The organism is Leifsonia sp. Leaf264, assembly GCF_001422325.1.
In the GTDB taxonomy this organism is placed as follows: Bacteria; Actinomycetota; Actinomycetes; order Actinomycetales; family Microbacteriaceae; genus Orlajensenia.
Genome location: NZ_LMMR01000007.1, coordinates 630,881 through 653,681 on the forward strand (window position 1 = coordinate 630,881; position 22,801 = coordinate 653,681).

Below are 22,801 nucleotides of genomic sequence, written 5' to 3' on the forward strand. Positions count from 1 at the left end.
CAGCGTAATCCCGCTGCCGGGCGCCTTGTATCGTGGCAGCAGGGCTGAGCCGAGGAGGACCCATGGCAGCGCTCGCCGCAACGGTCGTGCTCCTGCGCGACGCCGCCGACGGCCCCGAGGCGCTGCTGCTCGAGCGTCCGTCGGACCGGGGCTCCTTCCGCGGCGCCTGGGTCTTCCCCGGTGGCGCGGTCGATGCCGGGGACTTCGACGCCGGGAGCGATGACGGCACCGCTGCGGCTGCGGCATCCGCGGTCCGGCGTGCCGCCGTGCGCGAGACCGTCGAGGAGACCGGTCTCGTCGTCGACCCCGGCGCCCTCGTGGCCCTCTCCCGGTGGCACCCGCCGCCCGAGGCGCAGAAGCAGTTGGTCACGTCCTTCTTCGCGGCGCCGGCGCCCGACGGCATCATCGGCCTGAACGAGGTCGAGGCCGTGGCATCCCGGTGGATCGCGCCGTCAGCCGCCCTCGCCGCGCACGGCACCGGCGCGCTGCTGTTGTTCCCGCCGACCTGGGTGACGCTGCACGGACTGCAGGGCGCGGCCTCCGTCGACGATGCGCTGGTGCGCGCCGGCAGCGCCGGGCCGGTCGAGTTCCGCACCAGGTTCACGAGGGGCGCGACGCTCGCCCTCTGGGAGCCCGACGAGGACTACGGCGCCGCTGAGCCGACTGACACGGCGACGACGCTGCATCGCCTCGACATCGCAGCGCTGCCCTGGACGTACGAGCGCACCGGAGGCTGATCCGGCGACAGGCGGGTGATCCGGCGGCAGTCGGGTGTGCCAGCACGGCCAGTGCCCCGCTGCGGCCTATGCCCTGCTTCGGCCTATGCCTCCGGCCGATCGTGCCAGAATCGGCATATGGCTCCGCGCGTCGATCCGTCGTCCCGCCGCTTCGCGCGCCAGCACGTGCTCGCCGGCTTCGGTTCGGACGGACAGCGCGCACTCGCCGAGGCCCACGTGCTCGTCATCGGAGCGGGCGGGCTCGGCAGCGCCGTGATCCCCGCGCTGGCCGCCGTCGGTGTCGGCACCCTCTCCATCGTCGACCCCGACACCGTCGACGAGACCAACCTGCCGCGTCAGACGGCTCACGGCGTCGCCGACATCGGTCGGCTCAAGGTGGATTCGGCCGCGAATGCCGTGACCCGCCTCGCGCCGGAGGTCACCCTCATCCGCCATTCCGAGCTGTTCACGGCCGAGAACGCCGTCGAACTGCTCGACGGGGTCGACCTCGTCGTCGACGGAAGCGACAGCATCGGGGCGCGCTACGCCGCCAACGACGCCGCAGCCGGGCTCGGCATCCCGTTGGTCTGGGGTTCAGCCGTCGGCTTCGGCGCCCAGGTCGGGGTCGCGTGGGATTCCCGCGGCATCGACTACCGCGACCTGTTCCCCGAGCAGCCGAACGATGACGGCGACAGCTGCGAACTCACGGGCGTGCTTCCGATGGTGTGCGGCGTGGCCGGGGCCATGATGGCGGCAGAGGCGGTGAAGCTGCTCACCGGAGTCGGAGAGCCGCTGCTCGGCCGCGTCGCCGTGTACGACGCCCTCTCGGGTCGCACGCGCGAGGTGCCGTACTCCCGTGATCCGGCCCGCGTCATGACGGATGCCGCCCCCACCCCGCCGTCTTCGGTGCCCGAGCCGGCCCTGCCCGAGCCGGCGGCGGCCGGCGCGGCGGACTCGCGGAGCTACTCGGCCCCCGAGCTCGCCGTCGCCCTCGAGGGCGCGCACCCGCCAGTCCTGCTCGACGTGCGTGAGGACTGGGAGGCCGCCATCGCCGAACTGCCGGGATCCGTGCGGATCCCCTTCGGACAGCTCGGTTCCCGGGTCGGGGAGCTCGACCCCGCTGCGCCCGTCGTCGTCTACTGCCATCTCGGGGTTCGGTCGGCGCATGCCCTGGCATTCCTCGAACAGAGCGGCTTCTCTCACGCAGCGCATCTCGCGGGCGGCATCGAGGCGTGGGCTGCATCCGTCGATCCGGGCATGAGGCGGTACTGATGGCGAGGCTGACTCGATGACCGGACGCATCACTGTCGAGGAGCACGCGCAGGGGATCGCGGCGATGCTCGCGCCACTGCGCGAACGACGCGGGGTGGAGACGCTGCCCCTGCTCGACGCCCGCGGTCGGCTGGTGGCGAGCAGCATCCCGAGCCCCATCGACCTGCCGCCCTTCCGCAACTCCCAGATGGATGGCTTCGCGGTGCGCGCCGCCGAGGTCGCCGAGGTTCCGGCGTCCCTGCCGATCGTCGGCGAGGTCGCGGCGGCTCCCGGGGAGCCGCCGGCGCTCGCCCCGGGCACCGTGACCCGCATCATGACCGGGGCGCCGATCCCCGCCGGAGCCGATGCCGTGGTGCCCGTCGAGGACACCACCGTCGATGCCGGGACCGTCACCATCCTGCGCTCCCGAGCGGCGGGGGCATTCGTCCGGGAGGCCGGCTCCGATCTGGCCGCCGGAGCCGTGCTGCTGGGCGACGGAGTGCTGCTCGAGTCGCGTCACCTGGCCGCGCTCGCGGCATCGGGCCTGACCGAGGTCGAGGTGCAGCAGCGCGTGCGGGTCGCCGTGATCAGCACGGGCTCCGAACTCGTCGCCCCCGGGCAGCCACTCGGAGCCGGTGAGATTCCGGACTCCAACGGCGTCGCGCTGCAGGCGGCCGTCGTCGCGACCGGCGCCGATGTCGTCTTCGCGTCGAGGGTGCGCGATGACGTCGAGCGGCTGCGCGCGGCGTTCGACGACGCCATTGCCGCCGGCGCAGAGGTGCTGCTGACCAGCGGCGGAGTGTCGATGGGGGAGCACGAGGTGGTGCGCGAGCTGCTGGAGCCCCTCGGCGCCTGGGTGGGGGCCGTGGCGATGCAGCCCGGCGGACCGCAGGCCACGGCGCACTATCGCGGGCTCCCCGTCATCGGCTTCCCGGGCAACCCCGTGAGCAGCCAGTTGTCGTTCGCGCTGTTCGTCGCGCCGGTGCTGCGCGAGATCGCCGGGCTGCCGCCCGCCGCCCGGGAGCAGCGCCGTCTCGCGGCATCCGTCACCTCGATCCTCGGTCGGAGGCAGTACCTGCGCGGGCGCCGCCTGCCCGACGGCCGCGTCGAGCTCGTCGGAGGGCCCGGCTCGCACCTCGTGGCCGCCCTCGCCGCGGCCGACGTGCTCGTCAGCGTGCCCGACGCCGTCGTCGAACTCGCGGCGGGCGATCTCGTGGAAGTGTTGGGCCTATGAGCGAGCAGGACGAACAGGACGACCGCCGGGAGCACCACGGCCACGAGGGGCACGCCGGGCATCGCGGGCGCTCTGACCAGCGCGCGCACCCCGAGCCGGCCGCGACGGCCCTCAGCCACGTGGACGACCAGGGTCGCGCCCGCATGATCGACGTCGGAGCCAAGGACGTCACGCGCCGCGTGGCCCTGGCCGCCGGGCGGCTCACCACGACGCCCGACGTCGTCGCGCTGGTGATCGCGGACGGCATGCCGAAGGCCGACGTGCTGGCGACCGCCCGGATCGCCGGCATCCAGGGGGCCAAGCGCACGAGCGAGCTCATCCCGCTCTGCCACCTGCTGCCGCTCGACTCCGTGAAGCTCGAGTTCGGCTTCGACGACGACAGCATCGACATCCGGGCGCGGGTCTCGGTGACGGGTCGCACGGGGGTCGAGATGGAGGCGCTCACGGCCGTGGCCATCGCCGGCCTCACGCTGCACGACATGGTGAAGGCCGTCGATCCGGGCGCGGTGCTGGGCGGCATCAGGCTGCTCGAGAAGACCGGGGGCAAGCGCGGGCACTGGGTGGCCGAGGGGGCAGCGGGGGATGCGCTCGCCGATTCGGCGGTGACGGATGCCGCTGCCGAGGCCGCTCCCCTCACCGTGCTCGGTGCCGCCGTCGTGATCGTGGCCTCCACCAGCGCCGCCGCCGGCGCGTCAACCGACCGCACCGGCCCCGTTATCGCGGACTGGCTGCGGGCCGCCGGATACACGGTCGACGCTCCGGTCGTGGTCGCCGACGCCGACATCGCGACAGCACTGGGCGACGCCCTCGCGGCGTCGCCGCGCATCATCCTGACGACGGGCGGCACGGGGCTGCATCCGCAGGACCGGACACCCGAGGCCACGAGTGCTGTGCTCGACCGCGAGCTGCCGGGGATCGCCGAGGCGATCCGCGCGGCCGGACGGGCGGCGACGCCGACGGCGGCACTCAGTCGCGCCGTCGCCGGAGTCGCGGGCGACACCATCATCGTGAACCTGCCGGGCTCCCCGGGAGGCGTGCGCGACGGTCTCGGAGTGCTCGGCGACGTGCTGCAGCACCTCGTCGACCAGCTCGCCGGCGGCGGGCACGGTGGCCACCATGCCTGATGTCTTCGCCACGGTCACGACCGACCCGCTCGACCGCGCCGCCATCGAGGCCTTCGTACTCACGCCGCGGGATGGCGCCATGGTCACCTTCGAGGGCGTCATCCGCGACCACGATCACGGCGAGAGCGTCGAGCTGCTCGACTACGAGGCGCATCCGGAGGCCGAGGCGTTCCTGCGGGCCGTGTGCGAGGAGATCGCCGAGGAGTTCGGCGTGCGCGTGGCCGCCGCCCATCGCGTCGGACGGCTGGGCGTCGGTGACGTCGCCCTGGTCGCGAGCGTGGCGTCGGCGCATCGCGCCGACGCCTTCGCCGCGTGCTCGGAACTCGTCGACCGCATCAAGGAGCGCACTCCCATCTGGAAGCGCCAGCACCTGGCGACGGGCACCACGGAGTGGGTGAACCTGTAGCGCAGTCCCCTACCCGCCCGAGAACGGCGGCAGGACGTCGACGCGCGCGCCGAGGCGCCGTGCCGGGTCGCGCGTCGCGATGCCGTCGACGAGGAACGAACCCGACGCCACCACGCGTGCCATGACCGGACCGTAGCGAGTGACGAGGGCGGAGCCGAGGTCGCCCACGGTGGCGTCGGAGTCGACGTCGAGCACCTCCTCCTCGCGTCCGGCAGCCTCAGCGGCCGCGGCGAAGTAGCGCACGTGCACGTCGGCCACGCCTACCCGCCGATCCCGCCCATCGACCGCACCGGTCGATGGAAGTCGGCGGCGTCGATGCCGTGGCCGGCCTGCTTGTTCCACATGGCAGCACGCCAGCGGTCGGCGATCTCGGCATCCGTCGCGCCGTTGCGCAGCAGGCCGCGCAGGTCGGTTTCGTCATCGCCGAACAGGCAGGAACGCACGGTGCCCTCCGCCGTGATGCGGGTGCGATCGCAGGCCGCGCAGAACGAGCGGGTCACCGAGGCGATGATGCCGACTGTCGCCGGGCCGCCATCGACGGTCCACTGCTCGGCCGGCGCCGACGGATCCTCGCGGGCGACCGGCGTGAGCTCGAACCGCTCGCCGAGAACCTCCAGCAGTTCGGCCGCGTCGACCATGTTCTCGCGTCGCCAGGTCTCGTCGGCATCCAGCGGCATCTGCTCGATGAAGCGCAGCCTGCAGTCGTGCGTCACGGCCCAGGCCAGCAACTCGGCCGCGTCGTGCAGAGTCTCGCGCATGAGCACGGCGTTGATCTTGAGCGGGGTCATCCCGGCCGCGTGGGCGGCCGCGATGCCCGCGAGCACGGCGTCGAGCCTGTCGCGCCGGGTGAGCCTGATGAAGTGCTCGCGGTCGAGGGTGTCGAGCGACACGTTGATGCGCGTGAGCCCGGCGTCGACGAGCGCCTGGGCTTTGCGATCGAGGCCGATGCCGTTGGTGGTCATGGCGATCTGGATGGCCGGGGCCACCTCGTGCGAGCGGGCGATGATCTCCACCATGTCGGCGCGGGTCAGTGGCTCACCGCCGGTGAACCGCACCTCCTTGACGCCCAGGTCATGATGCGCGATCCCGACGAGCCTGGCGATCTCGGATGCCGTCAGCAGGTCGTTGCGCGGAATCGAGGGCAGGCCCTCCGCCGGCATGCAGTACGTGCAGCGCAGGGAGCACTTCTCGGTGACGGAGATGCGCAGGTCCTCGGCGACGCGTCCGAAACGGTCGACCAGCCCCGACGCATCCGGCCGTCCGAGAGTGGACGGCGCCGATGACGGGTCTCGCCGCACTGCGGGGATTCCGAGCGTGATCGGCGTCATTGCTCAACCCTACGATCAATCTCGCACGCATTGCGTGACAGGGCTCCCTCGGCCTCACTATCGTGAGGGAACTGCCGCCTTTTCCATGCCGCAGTCGAAAGGGGATCCGATGTCGTTCATCACCCGAGGATTCTCCGGACGTTCGCGTGATCGCGATCCTCGGATTCCACCCGGACAGACGGAGGTCGGCGACTTCCCGGTGCTCTCAGCGGGCCCGACGCCGCGCATCGACACGGCCGAGTGGGAGTTCTCCATCGTGCCCGAGAGCGGGGAACCGCGCACCTGGACGTGGGATCAGCTCATGGCCGAGAAGATCGACGACGTCACCACCGACATCCACTGCGTCACGCACTGGACGAAGCTGGGCACGACCTGGCGCGGCGTCTCGCTGGACACCCTGTTCGCCGACATCGAGACGAGCCAGGACTACGTGATGGCTCACAGCTACGGCGGCTACACGACGAACGTGCCGCTGGATGAGCTGCTGAACGGCCAGGCCTGGATCGCCTTCGAGTTCGACGGAGAACCCCTCGAGGCCGAGCACGGCGGCCCCGCCCGCCTGATCGTGCCGCACCTCTACTTCTGGAAGAGCGCGAAGTGGGTGCGCAGCCTCGTGATGATGGCTGACGACGAGCCGGGATTCTGGGAGCAGTCGGGGTATCACATCCACGGCGACCCCTGGAAAGAGGAACGCTACTGGTGAGTGCGGCATCCGACACCGCCTGGCGCGTCGGAACTGTCACCGAGGTTCACCCGGAGACTCCGAGCGCCCGGCGCATCATCATCGACGTCGCTGAGTGGCCGGGGAACATCGCCGGGCAGCACCTCGACGTCCGTCTCACGGCCCCCGACGGGTACTCGGCGACGCGCTCGTACTCGATCGCGTCGGCCGGACCGGGCACGCGCGTCGACCTCGCCGTCGACAAGCTGCCAGACGGCGAGGTCTCGCCGTTCCTCGTCGACGACCTCATGGTGGGCGACATGCTCGAGATCCATGGTCCGCTGGGCGGTTGGTTCGTGTGGGAGCCGGATGCCGCCCCGAACGTTCCGGGCGATGGCGCCTCGGCAACGGCAGGGGCTGCGTCCCCACGGCCGGTGCAGCTCATCGGCGGCGGGTCCGGTGTCGTGCCTCTGGTGGCCATGATCCGTTCGCACGTGGCGGCCGAGGACACGACCCCGTTCCGCCTGCTCTACTCCGTCCGCACACCGGAGGACGTGTTCTTCCCGGACGTGCTCGCCGACGACGCCGGGATGCCGGCGCTTCGGGTCGACCTGATCTACACCCGGCGCGCTCCGGACGGCTGGCCGGTGACCCCGGCGCGCATCACCCGCGAGGTGGTGGAATCGTCGGTGTTCCCGGCATCCGCGAATCCACGGGTGTACCTCTGCGGGTCGACGGCCTTCGTGGAGACCGTGGCCGCGTGGCTGGTCGATCTCGGCCACGATCCGCGGTCGATCCGCACGGAACGCTTCGGAGGAACGTCATGACGCATCTCGACGGAAACTCTCTGGCCGGTGTGCTCTCGGAGCTGTTCCGGTTCGACCCGACGACGGCGGCAGCGCGGTGCGGCGGCTGCGGCACGATCGACGTGCTGGCGCGCGCGATGGTGTGGGAGGGGACGCCGGGCACTGTCGTGCGCTGTGCGAGCTGCGACCACGTACTGGCCACCATCGTGGAGTCGGAGGACAGGGTCTGGCTGAACTTCTCGGGCATCACGGCGGTGGAGGTGCGCCGCTGAGGCCGAGCCTTCAGCATCCTGATCCCATCGTCCTGATCCCATCGTCGGCCCGTCACGGCGGGGGAGTACGGAAGAGGGCCCGTGCGCACTGCGCACGGGCCCTCTGACAGTTCTGTGGATCAGACGGACTTGCGTCCGCCGATGGCACGCAGCAGCCACGCGATGACCGCGATGACGAGCAGGATGATTCCGACCCAGATCAGCCAGTTGAGAGCCGAGACGAATCCACCCGTGAAGAGCAGGACGACGGCGACGACGGCCACGATGATGAGAAGAAGATTCATATTCTGTTGTTCCCGTTTTCTGTTGTGGGAGACGGCTTGTGACCGATCTCCCTCCGAGTGACCCGCTTCACGCTCACCCCCGTTGGAGGGGTTCCCGTTTGGGCCTCGCCAATCTTGGCACACCGTGCGAGTTGCGCGGATGGGCTGGTCAGCGGTCGGATTTTTTGCTATGGGAGCGCGATCATGATGAGGATCATTCAGGTCGTCGCGCGCCGCGCCCCTACAATTCCGATCATGACCTCTCTTCCGCAGACGCTCCCGGACTCGTCGGCGGCACCCCTGCGCGGAGGCCCCGTGCTTCGCTGGGGAGTGCTCGCACCCGGGATGATCGCCAACGCCTTCGTCGGCACCCTGCACGCCAACACCGACCAACGGGTCATCGCCGTCGCCTCGCGGAGCGCCGAGCGGGCGTCGCGCTTCGCGTCGGCTCACGGCATCCCGAGCTGGTACGACTCCTACGAGGTCCTGGTCACCGACCCGACGGTCGACATCGTCTACATCGCCTCGCCGCACAGCGAACACCGCGCGCTCGCGCTGCTCGCCATCGCGGCGGGAAAGCACGTGCTGGTCGAGAAGCCCATCGGCACCTCGGCAGCCGAGGCGCGGGAGATCGCGGATGCCGCGACTGCAGCCGGCGTCTTCGCCATGGAGGCGATGTGGTCGCGCTTCCTCCCGCAGACGACCGTGATCAACAGCCTCCTGGCCGACGGGGTGCTCGGCGATGTGCAACTGGTGACGGCGGACTTCGGCGGCAAGCCGGCCTTCGACCCCCAGAGTCGGATCTTCGACCCGGCACTCGGCGGCGGCGCTCTTCTCGACCTCGGCGTCTACCCCATCTGGTTCGCCCACTTCGTGCTCGGCACTCCCACCGAGATCACGGCGACGGGAACCCTCGCCGCCACGGGCGTCGACGGCCAGACCGCGCTCGTGCTCGACGGAGACGAGGGGGCGCAGGCCGTGCTCAGCACGTCGCTGTTCGTGCAGACGACGGCCGAGGCCCGCATCTTCGGCACGCGGGCCCGTATCGAGGTCGACCCGCTCTTCCTCATGCCCGGCAGTTTCGCCCTCGTCGGACCCGACGGCGGCGAACTGCTCTGGCGCGACGAATCGGGGCTGGACGGGCGCGACGGGCTCGCCTGGCAGGCGGCATCCGTCGCCCGCGACATCGCCGACGGACGCCTGCAGTCCGCCCTGCATCCGCTGCGCCGCTCGATCGCGGTGCTCGAGACGATCGACGAGGCGCGGCGGCAGGTGCGGGCGATCGGAGCGCCGCCGCGCGGATAGCCCGAGCGCGAGCAGACCTCAGCGCGCTGCCAGCAGCTCGGCGAGGCTGAGGGGCTTGCGTCCGGTGAGGTGCTCGACGTCGCGGCTGATTCTGCCCATCTCTCCGGCGGCGACGGCGGTGTACGTCGACACCCAGGCGTCGAGCTGCCACTTCGGCGCGCCGTAGGAGGCGCGCGACTCGTAGGCCTCCGCGATGGTCTCGTCGTGGTAGCTCACCGGCCGACCGAGCGCGGTGCTCAGGATGCGGGCGATCTCGTCGAAGGTCAGCGCCTCGGGGCCGGTGAGGTCGTAGCTGTGGCCGTAGTGCGGACTCGGATCCCGCAGCACCGCGACGGCCGAGCGGGCGACATCCGCTCGGGCGACGCCGGCGAGGCGGCCGGTGCCGGCCGGCCCTCTGATGACGCCGTCCTCTCCCATCAGGTGAGTGAAGAAGTCGGCGTACAGCGAATCGCGCAGGAAGGTGTGGGCGATACCGGCGGCCGCGATGTGCTGCTCGGTGGCGTGGTGATCGCGGGCGAGGGTGAACGTGGCTGTGGGGGAGGCGCCGAGGAACGAGGTGTACACGATGTGGCGCACGCCGGCCCGGGCGGCAGCGTCGACGAAGGAGATGTGGTCGGGCACGCGGTGCTCGTCTTCCGTGGCCGAGACCATGAAGAGGGTCTCCACACCGTCGAGGGCTCGGGCAGCGGCGTCCGGATCCGAGTAGGCGGCCTGCACGGCGACGGCGCGCTCGAGCTCGGGCGCCCGGGCGGGGTCGCGCACGATGAGGCGTTGTGGGGTTGCGGATGCCGCGAGCCCACGGGCGACGAGCCCACCGAGGGCGCCGGTCGAGCCTGTGACGGCCAGGGTGGGGAGGGACTCTGACATCGGGACTCCTTCGCTCAGGATCCCATCATCGCAGCGTCGCCGGTCTAAGCGTCGACCGCGTCAGCGCCCGACGGGACGGCTGCGTCGAGGTGGACGCCGACGGCCGCCGAGAAGGCCTCCGAGGTGCGATCGACGACGTCGGCCCAGAGCGAGTCCCAGATCTGCTGGTTGAAGATCTCGACCTCGATGTCAGCGGTGTACCCCGTGGAGAGCACGGCCCGGGTGATGGCGCCGAAGTCGATGACGCCGTCGCCCGGGTAGTGGCGGGAGAGCAGCACGTCGGCGGCCAGCGGTGTGGCCCAGTCGCAGACCTGGTAGGTGGCGATGCGGCCGCCGTCGCCGCCGGCACCTCCGGCGCGGGCGATCTGGGTGAACAACTGCGGGTCCCACCAGACGTGGAAGGTGTCGACGACGACACCCACGGTGGCGGCGTCGAACTGCTCGGCGATGTCGAGGGCCTGTCCGAGGGTCGAGATCACGGCACGGTCGGAGGCGTACATCGGATGCAGCGGCTCGATCGCCAGCGTCACGCCGGCCGCGGCGGCATCCGATGCCAGCTCCGCGATGGCGTCGCGTACGCGCTCGCGGGAGCCCGCGAGATCGGTGCTGCCGGCGGGGATGCCGCCGGCCACCAGCACGAGCACGGCCTCGGAGCCCGGTGCCCCGGCGGCGGCCAGGGTGGCGGTCTCGTCGATCGCGCGGCGGTTGTCGTCGAGCGAGGCACGCCGCTCAGGGCCCTCGGGCGCCGTGAAGAAACCGGCGCGGCAGTAGGTAGACATGCGCAGGCCGGAGTCGGTGAGACGGAGGGCGGCTTCGGCCAGGCCGACCTCGGCCACGGGTTCGCGCCACAGGCCGATGCTCTCGATGCCGGCCTCGCGCACGACCCGGAGGGCGTCGTCGTAGGGTGCGTACTTGAGGGTGGCCTGGTTGATGCTGAGGCGCGGGTGCGCGCTCATGCGAGAGCCTCGGCAGGCTCGTCGGCGACCGTGGCTGCAGGACCAGCTGCCGCCACGTCGATGCCGTTGAGAGTGAGCAGGCCGTGCCAGCGGGCGGCGGCGAGCTCGGGCCGCTCGAGCGAGCCTGCGGCGTTCGCGAGCCGCACGATCTCGGAGAGGTGCGGCAGGCTGCGCGCGGCGTGCAGGCCGCCGACCATGCTGAAGGCGGCCTGGTGGCCGTTCAGCCAGCTGAGGAAGGCGACGCCGGTCTTGTAGTAGTACGTGGGGGCGGCGAATACCTGCCGCGACAGAGCCTCGGTAGGGCCGAGGATGCGGCGGTACTCCTCGGTGTCGCCGCGATCGAGTGCCTGGATGGCGGCCGACGCCTGCGGAGCGAGGGCGGCGAAGGCCCCGAGCAGGGCGTCGGAGTGCTGGTGCTGGTCGCCCTCGATGAGGCCGACGTAGTTGAAGTCGTCGCCGGTGAACATCCGTGTTCCCGCGGGCAGCTTGGCGCGTACAGCGATCTCGGCGTCGGCATCGAGCAGGCTCATCTTCACGCCGGCCACGCGCTCGCGGTTGTACTCGATGATCTGGAGCAGGGTCTCGGATGCCGCCGCAGTATCGGTGCTGCCGAAGTAGCCGGCCAGGCTCGGGTCGAAGGCGGTGCCGAGCCAGTGCAGCACGACGGGGGCGCCGGCGGCCGAGAGGACCTCGCGGTAGACCCGGCGGTAGTCGTCGGCACTGGATGCTGCTCGGGCGAGGTGGCGGCTGGCCATGAGCACGGCGCCGGCTCCGGCATCCTCGGTGAAGTGCAACTGCTCCTTGTAGGCGTCGATGACCTGGTCGAGCGTGAGGCTCTCGGCGTCGACGTGGTCGGTGTTGACTCCGACGACGAGCCTGCCGCCGACGGCGGAGGCCTCGAGGGCGCTGCGACTGATGAGCTCCCGGGTCGCCGCGGCATCGAGTCCCATGTTGCGCTGGGCCGTGTCCATCGCGTCGGCCACGCCGAGCCCCCACGACCAGACGTGGTGGCGGAAGGCGAGGGTGGCGTCCCAGTCGATGGCGGCCGGTTGTCCTGGTGTGTTGTCGGCCCACGGCAACGGCACGACATGGGCGGCCGCGTAGGCGACCCGGCTCTCGAGCGGCGTGCGGGGCCTGGTGATGGCCGAGGCTGCGGCCAGCTCGGTGGAGCTCGTGGCGCCGTCGGCGCTCAGCAGGGTGATGCGGGTCACGGCTACACCCCGGCCGGGCTCAGGGCCGATGTCGAGTGGTCGGAGGCTGCATCCGGAGCCGAATCGGTCTCCTCGGGCTCGGCCGACACCAAGGCGGACTCGTCGAGCGGGGCGAGGTCGATGCGACGGCCGGTGCGCGAGCTCTCGAGACCGGCCTCGGCGAGCAGCATGCCGCGGGCGCCGGCGAGGAAGTCGTACTCGTGCGGGCCGTCTTCGACGACGTGGCGGATGAACTGCTCCCACTGGGTCTTGAAGCCGTTCTCGAACACGTCGTTGGTGGGCAGCTCCATCCAGTCGGCGTCGTAGTCGTGGGAGTCGGCCAGATCGGGGTTCCACACCGGCTTGGGCGTGGCGACGCGCGGCTGCACCTTGGCACCGAACAGGCCCACCACGGCCGAGCCGAGGGTGCCGTCGACCTGGAACTCGACCAGCTCGTCCCGGTTGACCCGCACCACCCAGCTGGAGTTGAGCTGGGCGATGACGCCGCCCTCGAGTTCGAACACGGCGTAGGCGGAGTCGTCGGCGGTGGCCGTGTACGCGTCGCCGTTCTCGTCGACCCGGGTGGGGATGTGGGTGGCAGTGCGGGCGTAGACCGACTCGACCCGGCCGAACAGGTTCTCGAGCACGTAGCTCCAGTGCGGGAACATGTCGACGACGATGCCGCCGCCGTCCTCCGAGCGGTAGTTCCAGCTGGGCCGCTGGGCGGGCTGCCAGTCGCCCTCGAAGACCCAGTAGCCGAACTCGCCCCGCACCGAGAGGATCTCTCCGAAGAAGCCGGAGTCGATCAGGCGCTTGAGCTTCTGCAGGCCCGGCAGGTAGAGCTTGTCGTGCACGACGCCGTTCTTGATACCCGCCGCCGCGGCGAGGCGGGCCAGCTCGAGGGACTCCTCGAAGCTCTCGGCGGTCGGCTTCTCGGTGTAGATCGCCTTGCCTGCCGCGATGGCCTTGCGGATGGCGGCAGACCGGGCGCGAGTCACCAGGAAGTCGGAGTAGATCTGCCAGCGCGGATCGGCGAGGGCCTCGTCGAGGTTCGTGGTGTAGTTCTCGATGCCGTGCTTCGCGGCCAGCTCGGCGAGCTTCGCCTCGCTGCGACCCACGAGGATCGGCTCGACCTGCACCCGAGTTCCGTCGCTCAAGAGCACGCCGCCCTGCTCCCGGATCGCGAGGATCGAGCGCACCAGGTGCTGCCGGTAGCCCATGCGCCCGGAGACGCCGTTCATGATGATGCCGATTGTCTGCTCTGACACGTTCTGCTTCCTTCTGTGCTGGAACCCGGTTCGCCGCACGAGCTGGTTGTGCGGGAAAGCGTTTACCGGAGTGTAGATCAGAAATCGGCCGGTGCGCAACAGCGCGATCGGCGGGGGTGGGCGAGGGTCCGGACGGTGCCGGCCGGGCTCAGCCCTTGCGGGGCGTGCTCGCTCGCAGGATGACCTCGGTGGCGATCGGGTCCTCCGGCGCACCGGTTCCGAGGGCGAGGGCGAGCGCGCGGGCGCCGACCTCCTCGAGCGGGATGCGCACGGTCGTGAGCGCGGGGGTCACGTCGCGCACGGTCGGGATGTCGTCGTAGCCGGCGACGGCGATGTCGACGCCGGGCGTGATGCCGGCATCCCGCAGCGCAGACATGGCACCCACCGCCATCACGTCGTTGACGGCGAAGACGAGGTCGAAGTCGGTGATGCGCGGGATGAGTTGTTCGGCTCCGGCGTAACCGCCGTCACGGGTGAAGGCTGTGACCGCGACGTCGGACTCGGGGAGCTCGAGCCCGTGATCCGCGAGCCCGGCGCGGAAGCCCGAGAGGCGATCGCTGGCAGTGCGGAGCTTCGCGGCCCCGGCGATGGCCGCGAACCGGCTGTAGCCGAGGCCCACGAGTTCGGACGCCAGCGCTCGGGCCCCGGCGTAGTTGTCGAGCAGCACGGTGTGGAACGGCGCCAGGCTCTGGCTGATGAGCGTGACGCGCCCACCCGTCGCCTGGAAGGCCGTCAGCTCGGCCGTCAGCTGCTGCTCGTACTCATCGCCCACGACACGGGATCCGGCGAGGATGATGACGCGCGGACGCTGGCCGCGCATGGCCCGCACCAGCTCGAGTTCACGACGGGTGTCGCGCTCGGTGGCGGCCATCGTCACGACGAGGCCGACCTCATCCGCGGCCCTGATGACGCCGGCGGCGATCGACGAGAAGTACGGGTCGGAGATGTCGGCGACGAGCAGCGCGACGGTCATGGTGGAGCCCTTGGCGACGGCCTGGGCCGAGAGGTTGGGGGTGTACCCGAGGCGCGCCGCCGCCGTCAGCACCTTCTCGCGATAGGGCTCGCGCACCGTGCGGGCGCTGCCGTTGAGGCTGCGGGATGCGGTGGCCAGGGAGACCCCGGCCTCGCGGGCGACGTCGTGCAGTGTCGGGGGGTTCGCCGGCAGGTCGGACGACGTCATTCTCAGGCTCCTCTGTCGGTGCGCGAGCGGGATCTCGGCGCGGTCCGGTGTGCGGGAAAGCATATTCCCCCGGCGTCGTGATCGTGGCCGCATCCGCTCGCCATCCGAGCCGGAGCGGGTACCTTCGCCCGGTCGCTTCCGTCGCCTCGTACCCCTTACCGACGTGGAGGAGCGCTCTCCCGATTGGTGTTTGCGTCTCGCATGCCGACATGCTAGAACTGTCAGAACGGTTCGGAATACGCTTTCCCAAATCGTGAATCAACGGTGATTGAACAGGAGTGTGATCGTGATCACCATCAATGGACACCCCGCTGTGGAGGCTCTTCGATGAGCGCCATCGGCGAACTCCGCAAGATCAGCACCGACAAGAAGACCAAGGCCGAGAAGAAGGCCGATCGTCGCGACAACAAGGCCGCCTACCTCTTCCTGGCCCCCTGGTTCCTCGGTCTCTCGCTCATCACGGTCGGCCCCATGCTGGTGTCGCTGTACCTCTCGTTCACGAAGTACAACCTGCTGCAGCCGCCCAAGTTCACGGGCCTGGAGAACTTCACCCGCATGCTCGGCGACGAGCGGTTGCACAACGCCCTCGGCGTCACCTTCGTGTACGTCTTCGTGTCGGTCCCGCTGCAGCTGGCGGCAGCCCTGGCCTTGGCGGTGCTGCTCGATCGCGGGCTGCGCGGACTCTCCTTCTACCGTTCGGTGTTCTACCTGCCGTCGCTGCTCGGCTCATCCGTGGCCATCGCCGTGCTGTGGAAGCAGGTCTTCGGATCCGAAGGCCTGGTCAACGTCTTCCTCGGGTTCTTCGGCGTGGAGGGGCAGAGCTGGATCGCGAATCCATCGACGTCGCTCAGCACGCTCATCACACTGAACGTCTGGACCTTCGGCGCTCCGATGGTCATCTTCCTGGCCGGCCTCCGGCAGATCCCGACGATGTACTACGAGGCGGCCGAGGTCGACGGGGCGACGAAGTGGCAGCGGTTCTCCCGCATCACCCTTCCCCTGCTCACGCCGATCATCTTCTTCAACCTCGTGCTGCAGATCATCCACGCGTTCCAGTCGTTCACGCAGGCCTTCATCATCTCGGGAGGAACAGGCGGGCCGGCCGACAGCACCCTGTTCTACACGCTGTACCTCTACAACCGAGGTTTCGCGAACTTCGACATGGGCTACGCCTCGGCTCTCGCCTGGGTGCTGCTGCTCATCATCGGGGCGTTCACCGCCATCAACTTCTGGGCCTCCAAGTATTGGGTTTTCTACGATGACTGAAACAATCGAAGCTCCGACGTCGTCCTTCGTCGCCGTCGCCGGCGCGAACGCCACGATGGATCCGCGCGAACGCCGCAGGCTGGCCCGGGCATCCGGCAAGCCGCGCTGGAAGAGCGTGATCAAGCACATCGTGCTCATCCTCGTGGGCCTGCTGATGCTCTACCCGGTCATCTGGCTGGTCGTCAGCTCACTGCGGCCCACCGACGAGATCTTCCGCAACCCGGGCATCATCTTCGACAGCTTCGAGGTCGAGAACTACACGGTCGGCTGGAACACCCTCTCCGAACCGTTCAGCGTCTTCCTCATCAACTCGGTGCTCGTGGTGCTCGGCTGCATCGTCGGCAACCTGGTCTCGTGCTCGATGGCGGCCTACGCCTTCGCCCGACTCAAGTTCAGCGGCAAGCGCTGGTGGTTCGTGGTGATGCTCACCACGATCATGCTCCCCGTGCACGTGATCATCGTTCCGCAGTACATCCTGTTCAGCCAGCTCGGTTGGGTGAACACGTTCCTGCCGTTGATCCTGCCGAAGATCCTCGCGACAGACGCCTTCTTCATCTTCCTGATGGTGCAGTTCATCCGCGGCATCCCGACGGAACTCGATGAGGCCGCGCGCCTCGACGGATGCGGGCATCCGCGCATCTTCCTGCGCATCATCCTGCCGCTCATGGTCCCGGCCCTCGCGACCACCGCCATCTTCACCTTCATCTGGACCTGGAACGACTTCTTCTCGCAGTTGATCTATCTCACCAAGCCCAACATGTACACGATTCCGCTCGCACTCCGCTCCTTCATGGATGCGCAGTCGTCGACCTCGTGGGGCCCCATGTTCGCGATGAGCGTGGTCTCGCTCATCCCGATCTTCCTCGTCTTCCTGTTCGGTCAGCGCTACCTCATCAGCGGTATCGCGACCACGGGCGGCAAGTAGTACCCAGCACCAACCGCACTGCACACACATACGAAAGGACAGCACTATGAGAGGCAAGACTCGCGCGCGCAGCGTCGCCGCCGTGATCGCCACAGGCGTCGCCACCGCCCTGGTTCTGAGCGGATGTTCAGCCGGAGGCGGAGACGAGGCGCCGGAGCTCTCGGACAAGCCGGTGACCCTGCGCTTCACCTGGTGGGGCAACGACGCTCGCACAGCAGCCAGCCAGGAGGTGATCGCGGCCTTCGAGAAGGAGTACCCCAACATCACCATCGAGCCGCAGTTCACCGACTGGGCCGGCTACTGGGACAAGCTCGCGACGGAGACCGCCGCGAACGACGCCCCCGACATCATCCAGATGGACGAGAAGTACATCGCCACCTACGGCGATCGCGGTGCCCTGCTCGACCTCTCGACGCTCGGTGATGCCGTCGACACGTCCGACTTCCCCGACTCCGCGCTGGCGACAGGCAAGGTCGACGACGCCCTGTACGGCGTTCCGGTCGGACTCACGAGCTACTCGATCATGGCCAACCCCGCCCTGCTGGAGAAGGCCGGCGTCGAGGTTCCCGATGACAAGAGCTGGACCTGGGACGACCTCGCCGAGATCGGCGCCAAGGTCTCTGCGGCCGGCGGCGGAGCCGAGTGGGGCGTCGCCCCGTGGGGCTTCGAGGACGGCGGCCTGAACAACTGGGCCCGTCAGCACGGCGATGCGCTGTACACCGACGGCGAGGTCTCGATCAAGCCGGAGACGGTCTCCAGCTGGTACCAGCAGCTCCTCGACATGGTCGACGACGGCACGACGCCTCCCGCCTCGAACATCATCGAGAAGCAGAGCGGTGGCCTCGCCGAATCGTTCACGGCGACCAACACCGCGGCATTCGGACCGTGGTGGAACAGCCAGCTGACAGCTCTCTCCGACGCCAGCGGTTCGCCGCTGCAGTCGCTGCGGGTTCCGACGACGGATGGCAAGGCCGACGGCTCGGCGTACTACAAGCCGTCGATGTACTGGTCGATCTCGTCGCGCAGCGAGCACCCCGCTGAGGCCGCCGCCTTCGTCAACTTCCTCGCCAACAGCGAGGACGCGGCCGACATCCTGCTGACCGAGCGCGGTGTGCCCGCCAACGAGAAGATCCGCGCCTACATCGAGCCGAAGCTGTCGGACACCGACAAGGAGGTCGTGGCGTTCCTCGACGGTCTCTCCGAGGATGTCGGAGACGCCCCCGCGGTGACCCCTCCGGGCGGCAGCGCCATCGAGGCCCTGCTCAAGCAGTACACCGAGCAGGTGCTGTTCAAGCAGCTCACGCCCGACCAGGCCGCCGAGGGGTTCATCAAGGACCTCAAGGACGCGATCGCGAACGCCTGATGATCGGATGAAGGGGAGGCGAGGATTCGCCTCCCCTTCATCCGTCCCGTCCTGCTCCTCTCTTCAGGGCGATGCTCTTCTTCTACGTTCCACCTCGACTCGTCTTCCCACCTCGACCCTGATCGGATTGACAGAACCCATGGTCTATCGCACCGCGATCGTCGGAACCGGCGGCATCGCCGTCGCCCACATCGAAGGCATCCGCGCCCTGGGCGGACGGGCCGAGGTGAGCGCCGTCGTCGACATCGACACCGCCCGAGCCCGCGCCTTCGCCGAGACCTGGGGGATCGCCCGCGTGCACGCATCCGTCGACGAGATGCTCGCCGCCGAGAAGCCCGACCTCGTGCACATCTGCACTCCGCCCGGCTCGCACCTTCCGCTCACCGCCGCCGTGCTGCGCGGCGGGTCGGTGCCGCTGGTCGAGAAGCCACCAGCGATGACCCTGGCTGAGATCGACGAGGCGATCGCCGTTGAGCGCGAGACCGGCAGGCAGGCCGTGGCCGTGTTCCAGCAGCGCTTCGGATCGGGCGCCGTGCGCCTTCGCCAGGCCGTCGCCGACGGCACCTTCGGGCGACCGCTCGTGGCCGTCTGCAACACGCTCTGGTATCGCGACGCCGAGTACTTCGCCGTGCCGTGGCGCGGAAACTGGGAGATCGAGGGCGGCGGCCCGACGATGGGCCACGGCATCCACCAGTTCGACCTGCTGCTGTCGATCCTCGGTCCGTGGCAGACGGTGCGGGCCGTCGCCGCCCGTCAGGATCGCCCGACGGACACCGAGGACGTCTCGGCGGCCATCGTCACCTTCGAGAACGGCGCCATCGCCACGGTGCTAAACTCGCTGGTGTCGCCACGCGAGACGAGCTCGCTGCGCTTCGACTTCGAGCACGCGACGGTCGAGCTCGAGCACCTCTACGGCTACGGCGACGCCGACTGGCGGTTCACGCCGGCTCCGGGGAGCGAAGCGCTGGCCGAGTCGTGGTCCGGCGCCGGTGCTCGTGCCGCCGCATCCGAGGTGCGCAGTGGCCACGCCGCGCAGTTCTCCGCGATCTTCGATGCGCTGGATGCCGGACGCCCGGCCCCTGTCGGCCTCGACGACGCTCGCCAGACCATGGACCTGGTCGCCTCGATCTACGCCTCGGCTTTCGAGGACCGCACTGTCATCCGCGGGTCCATCGACGCCGGTGATCCGTTCTACGCGTCGATGCTCGGCACCGGTGCTCCGTGGCTGACCGCCCTGACTGGAGCCACCGCATGAGCATCACCGTGACCCACGAACTCGACAGCCACGTCGTCATCCGCGATGGCGATGTCGAGCTCGCTCGCTACACCTACCGGCCGGACACCGTGCAGCTGGAGTCGCCCAAGCCCTACCTGCATCCGTTGCGCACCCGCAGCGGTGACCCCGTCACGCTCTTCCGTCCGCACGACCATGTCTGGCACAAGGGCATCGCCTGGTCGCTGCCGCACGTGGGCGAGGAGAACTTCTGGGGCGGGCCAACCTACGTGCACGGCCAGTTCTACGTTCAGCTCGAGAACAACGGGCGTGCCGAGCACGAGCGCATGACCGAGCTCGTGGCGACGGCGGATGCCGCGACCATCGCGCACAGGCTGCGCTGGGTCACGCAGGGCGGGCAGCAGATCATCGAGGAGGACCGTCGGATCAGTGCTCATCTCGTCGATGACGCCTGGGTGCTCGTCTTCGAGACCGTGATGCGCAACACCTCCGAGGCCACGATCTCCATCGGATCACCCACGACCAAGGGGCGGGAGAACGCCGGCTACGGCGGCCTGTTCTGGCGCGGTCCCCGGTCGTTCACCGGCGGCACCGTGCGCACTCCGCTCGGCGACGGGGGCGACGAACTGCGCGGATCCCGCCTGGAGTGGATGGGGTTCACCGGGCGTCAGGACGGCTCCGGCGGAACCTCCACGCTGGTGATCGTCGACGACACGGAGAATCCGCGGCATCCGCCCCAGTGGTTCGCACGCAGCGAGGAGTTCGCCTGCCTGTGCCCGGCGCCGTTCTTCAGCGAGGAGCTGGAGTTCGGAGCGGGGGAGAGCCTCCGCTTCCGCTATGCCGTGGTGATCGCCGACGGCTACGGCGAGGAGGGCGGCGCGGCTCGCCTCGCCGATCTCGGGCGGGGCCTGCTCGCTGCGCGTCGTGCGGAGACGCGGGTTCTGGAGGACAGCCGTTCGTGACCGATGCCGCCTTCCCCGGGGGAACCAGCGTCACCCGGTTGAACGTCTACACGGATGCCGCCCCCGACGCGCTGCACGGCGGAACGCCGCACCTGCACACGGTGTCCACCGAGGCCTACATCGTGACGGCCGGCTCGGGGGAGCTGCAGACCATCGACCGCGCGGGCTTCCACCTCGCCCCCTTGAGTGCCGGGAGCGTCGTCTGGTTCGGCGCCGGCACCATCCACCGCGCGATCAACCTCGGCGGACTCGAGGTGACTGTGATCATGTCGAACGCGGGCCTGCCCGAGGCTGGAGACGCCGTCATGACGTTCCCGGCTTCCGTGGTGACGGATGCCGCGCGCTACGCCGAGGCTGCCACGCTGCCGGATACATCCCTCGATCGAGCGGCCGCTGCCTCGGCTGCGGCCCGCCGTCGTGACCTCGCGGTGGAGGGCTTCGAGGCGCTGCGCGATGCTGCCGTCGCTGGGGACGGGGCTGCGCTCGAGGAGTTCTACGCCTCGGCGGTTCGACTCGTCTCAGCGCGGGCCGACGGCTGGCGTGAGCTCTGGGAGGAGCGGGTGCTCGCTGACGTGGCACGCACTCGAGGCCTGCTCGACGATCTGGCCGCGGGTCGCGTCGCGCAGCTCGGACTGAGCGGCGCGACCGCGGCCCAGCCCCACGAGGGCGAGCCGAAGTTCGGCATGTGCGGGTTGCTGCGCACCTACGACATCAGCGTGTGAGTCTCTGCCCGGAGCGCCGCTTCACTCCCGCAATCGCCTCGTGAGCTGAGCGCTGGCTCTGATGCGCGATTGGAGGGCCGGTCGCCAGACCGGAGGCCCGAGCTCGGGTGGCGGCATGACCTGGGGACTGCCGCAGACCATGCGCACCTTCCACCCGTCGCGGGTCTCGATGGTGCGGTGGTGGTACCAGCAGAGCAGAACGCCGTTGTCGACGTGAGTGCGGCGCTCCAGCTCCCAGGGGATGACGTGATGGGCTTCCGTGTAGACGGCGGCGAGGCCGCAGATGATGCAGCCGCCGTCACGGGCGGCGAGGGCGCGACGTTGGGCGCGGTTGAAGGTGCGCTCGGTGGTGCCGATGCGGTGGATCCTCCCGGACGTGCCGAGGGTGATCGGCTGGACGCCGTTGGCGCAGGCGTGCTGCTTCACGACGCTCATCGGAACGGGTTCGTCGACGCCGTCCATGTGGCCGACGCCGTGCCCACTGGCGTAGTCGTGGTCGAGGACGGTGACGATGATGGTCGGGGATGCGCCACCGAGGGTGGGCAGCTCGCCGCTGCGTCCGGCGAGGTCGAACACTGCCGCGAATGCATCGTGCAGGCGCTGCGCTCGGGTGCGCGGATCCCTCGGCAGCTCGGAGCCGCGGTCTTCCGGGTCGGCCCCCGAGCCTGCGGCACCCTCCCCATCCGTCGGGTTCTCGGGCCGGAACCGGAGCGACTGGCGCGGATTGGTCATCGATTCGGTGACGCGTCGAACCAGTCCGGCGACCTCGGGGAGGAGGAGCCCCGAGATCGGGATGAGGCCGTCTCTGGCTGGATGAAGGCGGACGCCGCGCGACTCGACGTCGCGGAAGCGAGGCTCTGCACCGTCGGGGTCGAGCACGGCCGCCCACACGGCGGCGTAGTCCTTGGTCTCGAAGACTGTCGCAGGGGGCGGCGCGGCACCGCCGGGTTCTGCGGGTTCGCCGAGGGCGGCGCAGACCAGCTCGTGTTCGGCCCGGCGGACGTTCTCGAGCATGTCGGTCGGCACCCCGATCGACGCCTTCGCCAGCATGCCGGTGATGATCTGGGCGTGATCGACGCCCAGGCGCCCGGTGTCGAACGCGACTCGCACCGACTCGAATTCAGCCGGAAGGATCTCGCCCCCCAACGATCCACGGGGGTGGAGTCGACGGCCGAGCCTGATGCGGTCGCGGGCGGTCTCGGCGGAGACCCGGGCGACTCGCTCGATCAGCTCGGTGGCGCTCGCCGCCCCGCACCGGCCGGCCAGGGAGTCCGTGCCGAGCCCGGGCCGGGATCCGTCGCCGACGGCTCCGGCCGCCACGACACGGAGAGCGTCCGACGCGCGTCCCATGTCTTCAGCCGCAGCGAGCAGGCCGATCATGTCGCGCTCTGAGGCAGCCCCTGACCCCAGCATCGCAGAAGCCTCGCCGAGGAGAGCGGCCGTGTGGGCGGCCGCCTCCTCGATGCGGGTGCGTAGCGATTCCATACCTTCACGATACGAAC

General features: G+C 69.9%; 24 protein-coding genes. 15 read left to right on the forward strand and 9 right to left on the reverse strand.

The features are described 5' to 3' along the window. Window positions 1-62: 62 nt before the first annotated feature. The 5 genes from ASF30_RS18740 (at window position 63) to ASF30_RS18760 (ending at window position 4,731) form a co-directional block, all read left to right on the forward strand. The gene (locus ASF30_RS18740) at window positions 63-737 is read left to right on the forward strand and encodes an NUDIX hydrolase (RefSeq protein WP_055910225.1); all 675 of its coding nucleotides are present in this window, start codon (window positions 63-65) and stop codon (window positions 735-737) included. A 117-nt stretch (window positions 738-854) separates the two neighbouring features. Then, window positions 855-1,988, forward strand: coding sequence for a ThiF family adenylyltransferase (locus ASF30_RS18745; RefSeq protein ID WP_055910227.1), 1,134 nt, complete (start codon window positions 855-857; stop codon window positions 1,986-1,988). Window positions 1,989-2,004: 16 nt separating this feature from the next. Next, on the forward strand, window positions 2,005-3,201 hold the full coding sequence (locus ASF30_RS18750; RefSeq protein ID WP_055910230.1) for a molybdopterin molybdotransferase MoeA: 1,197 nt from the start codon (window positions 2,005-2,007) through the stop codon (window positions 3,199-3,201). Next, a complete protein-coding gene (gene moaCB / locus ASF30_RS18755) occupies window positions 3,198-4,325 on the forward strand; it encodes a bifunctional molybdenum cofactor biosynthesis protein MoaC/MoaB (RefSeq protein WP_082468065.1) in 1,128 nt (375 codons plus the stop codon). Before ASF30_RS18750 ends, moaCB begins: the two co-directional genes overlap by 4 nt. Next, a complete protein-coding gene (locus ASF30_RS18760) occupies window positions 4,318-4,731 on the forward strand; it encodes a molybdenum cofactor biosynthesis protein MoaE (RefSeq protein WP_055910233.1) in 414 nt (137 codons plus the stop codon). The genes moaCB and ASF30_RS18760 overlap by 8 nt, the downstream gene beginning before the upstream one ends. A 9-nt stretch (window positions 4,732-4,740) precedes the next feature. On the opposite strand, the gene ASF30_RS18765 is transcribed toward ASF30_RS18760, so the two are convergent. Next, window positions 4,741-4,989, reverse strand: coding sequence for a MoaD/ThiS family protein (locus ASF30_RS18765; RefSeq protein ID WP_055910235.1), 249 nt, complete (start codon window positions 4,987-4,989; stop codon window positions 4,741-4,743). A gap of 2 nt (window positions 4,990-4,991) precedes the next feature. Further along, window positions 4,992-6,059 carry a GTP 3',8-cyclase MoaA gene (moaA, locus tag ASF30_RS18770; protein ID WP_055910237.1) on the reverse strand — a complete coding sequence of 356 codons (1,068 nt, stop codon included), beginning with the start codon at window positions 6,057-6,059 and terminating at the stop codon, window positions 4,992-4,994. Window positions 6,060-6,168: 109 nt separating this feature from the next. On the opposite strand from moaA, the gene ASF30_RS18775 reads away from it, so the two are divergent. The 3 genes from ASF30_RS18775 to ASF30_RS18785 are packed head-to-tail and all read left to right on the forward strand — an operon-like array spanning window position 6,169 to window position 7,798. After that, window positions 6,169-6,762 carry a sulfite oxidase-like oxidoreductase gene (locus tag ASF30_RS18775; protein ID WP_055910239.1) on the forward strand — a complete coding sequence of 198 codons (594 nt, stop codon included), beginning with the start codon at window positions 6,169-6,171 and terminating at the stop codon, window positions 6,760-6,762. After that, complete coding sequence (locus ASF30_RS18780; RefSeq protein WP_200918480.1) at window positions 6,759-7,547, forward strand: ferredoxin reductase; 789 nt, start codon at window positions 6,759-6,761, stop codon at window positions 7,545-7,547. Before ASF30_RS18775 ends, ASF30_RS18780 begins: the two co-directional genes overlap by 4 nt. Beyond that, entirely contained in the window at window positions 7,544-7,798 is a 255-nt protein-coding gene (locus tag ASF30_RS18785; protein WP_055910242.1) for a DUF6510 family protein, read from the forward strand. The genes ASF30_RS18780 and ASF30_RS18785 overlap by 4 nt, the downstream gene beginning before the upstream one ends. A gap of 119 nt (window positions 7,799-7,917) precedes the next feature. On the opposite strand, the gene ASF30_RS23235 is transcribed toward ASF30_RS18785, so the two are convergent. After that, a complete protein-coding gene (locus tag ASF30_RS23235; protein WP_183060217.1) occupies window positions 7,918-8,082 on the reverse strand; it encodes a hypothetical protein in 165 nt (54 codons plus the stop codon). Window positions 8,083-8,316: 234 nt separating this feature from the next. Between ASF30_RS23235 and ASF30_RS18790 the strand changes: the two genes are divergently transcribed. Then, window positions 8,317-9,366 carry a Gfo/Idh/MocA family protein gene (locus ASF30_RS18790; protein WP_055910243.1) on the forward strand — a complete coding sequence of 350 codons (1,050 nt, stop codon included), beginning with the start codon at window positions 8,317-8,319 and terminating at the stop codon, window positions 9,364-9,366. Between the two features lie 18 nt (window positions 9,367-9,384). On the opposite strand, the gene ASF30_RS18795 is transcribed toward ASF30_RS18790, so the two are convergent. The 5 genes from ASF30_RS18795 to ASF30_RS18815 form a co-directional block, all read right to left on the reverse strand. Then, window positions 9,385-10,233 carry an SDR family oxidoreductase gene (locus tag ASF30_RS18795; protein WP_055910245.1) on the reverse strand — a complete coding sequence of 283 codons (849 nt, stop codon included), beginning with the start codon at window positions 10,231-10,233 and terminating at the stop codon, window positions 9,385-9,387. 44 nt (window positions 10,234-10,277) lie between these two features. Beyond that, entirely contained in the window at window positions 10,278-11,189 is a 912-nt protein-coding gene (locus ASF30_RS18800) for a sugar phosphate isomerase/epimerase family protein (RefSeq protein WP_055910247.1), read from the reverse strand. After that, the gene (locus ASF30_RS18805; protein WP_055910250.1) at window positions 11,186-12,400 is read right to left on the reverse strand and encodes a dihydrodipicolinate synthase family protein; all 1,215 of its coding nucleotides are present in this window, start codon (window positions 12,398-12,400) and stop codon (window positions 11,186-11,188) included. The genes ASF30_RS18800 and ASF30_RS18805 overlap by 4 nt, the downstream gene beginning before the upstream one ends. 2 nt (window positions 12,401-12,402) lie before the next feature. Continuing rightward, window positions 12,403-13,620, reverse strand: a complete 1,218-nt coding sequence (locus ASF30_RS18810; protein WP_055910551.1) for a Gfo/Idh/MocA family protein — start codon at window positions 13,618-13,620, stop codon at window positions 12,403-12,405. A 175-nt stretch (window positions 13,621-13,795) separates the two neighbouring features. Next, the gene (locus ASF30_RS18815) at window positions 13,796-14,827 is read right to left on the reverse strand and encodes a LacI family DNA-binding transcriptional regulator (protein ID WP_055910252.1); all 1,032 of its coding nucleotides are present in this window, start codon (window positions 14,825-14,827) and stop codon (window positions 13,796-13,798) included. A gap of 327 nt (window positions 14,828-15,154) precedes the next feature. On the opposite strand from ASF30_RS18815, the gene ASF30_RS18820 reads away from it, so the two are divergent. The 6 genes from ASF30_RS18820 (at window position 15,155) to ASF30_RS18845 (ending at window position 21,299) form a co-directional block, all read left to right on the forward strand. Further along, complete coding sequence (locus ASF30_RS18820; RefSeq protein WP_055910254.1) at window positions 15,155-16,093, forward strand: carbohydrate ABC transporter permease; 939 nt, start codon at window positions 15,155-15,157, stop codon at window positions 16,091-16,093. Continuing rightward, window positions 16,086-17,018 (forward strand): carbohydrate ABC transporter permease, encoded by a 933-nt coding sequence (locus ASF30_RS18825; protein ID WP_055910257.1) that lies wholly within the window; start codon window positions 16,086-16,088, stop codon window positions 17,016-17,018. The genes ASF30_RS18820 and ASF30_RS18825 overlap by 8 nt, the downstream gene beginning before the upstream one ends. A 46-nt stretch (window positions 17,019-17,064) precedes the next feature. Beyond that, window positions 17,065-18,381: an ABC transporter substrate-binding protein gene (locus ASF30_RS18830; RefSeq protein WP_082468067.1), complete on the forward strand. Its 1,317-nt coding sequence runs from the start codon at window positions 17,065-17,067 to the stop codon at window positions 18,379-18,381. A gap of 139 nt (window positions 18,382-18,520) precedes the next feature. Continuing rightward, complete coding sequence (locus tag ASF30_RS18835) at window positions 18,521-19,636, forward strand: Gfo/Idh/MocA family protein (RefSeq protein WP_055910261.1); 1,116 nt, start codon at window positions 18,521-18,523, stop codon at window positions 19,634-19,636. Further along, window positions 19,633-20,577 carry a PmoA family protein gene (locus tag ASF30_RS18840; protein WP_055910264.1) on the forward strand — a complete coding sequence of 315 codons (945 nt, stop codon included), beginning with the start codon at window positions 19,633-19,635 and terminating at the stop codon, window positions 20,575-20,577. The genes ASF30_RS18835 and ASF30_RS18840 overlap by 4 nt, the downstream gene beginning before the upstream one ends. Further along, window positions 20,574-21,299, forward strand: coding sequence for a cupin domain-containing protein (locus ASF30_RS18845; RefSeq protein WP_055910266.1), 726 nt, complete (start codon window positions 20,574-20,576; stop codon window positions 21,297-21,299). Before ASF30_RS18840 ends, ASF30_RS18845 begins: the two co-directional genes overlap by 4 nt. Window positions 21,300-21,320: 21 nt before the next feature. On the opposite strand, the gene ASF30_RS18850 is transcribed toward ASF30_RS18845, so the two are convergent. Beyond that, on the reverse strand, window positions 21,321-22,784 hold the full coding sequence (locus tag ASF30_RS18850; protein WP_055910268.1) for an HNH endonuclease signature motif containing protein: 1,464 nt from the start codon (window positions 22,782-22,784) through the stop codon (window positions 21,321-21,323). Window positions 22,785-22,801 lie beyond the last annotated feature (17 nt).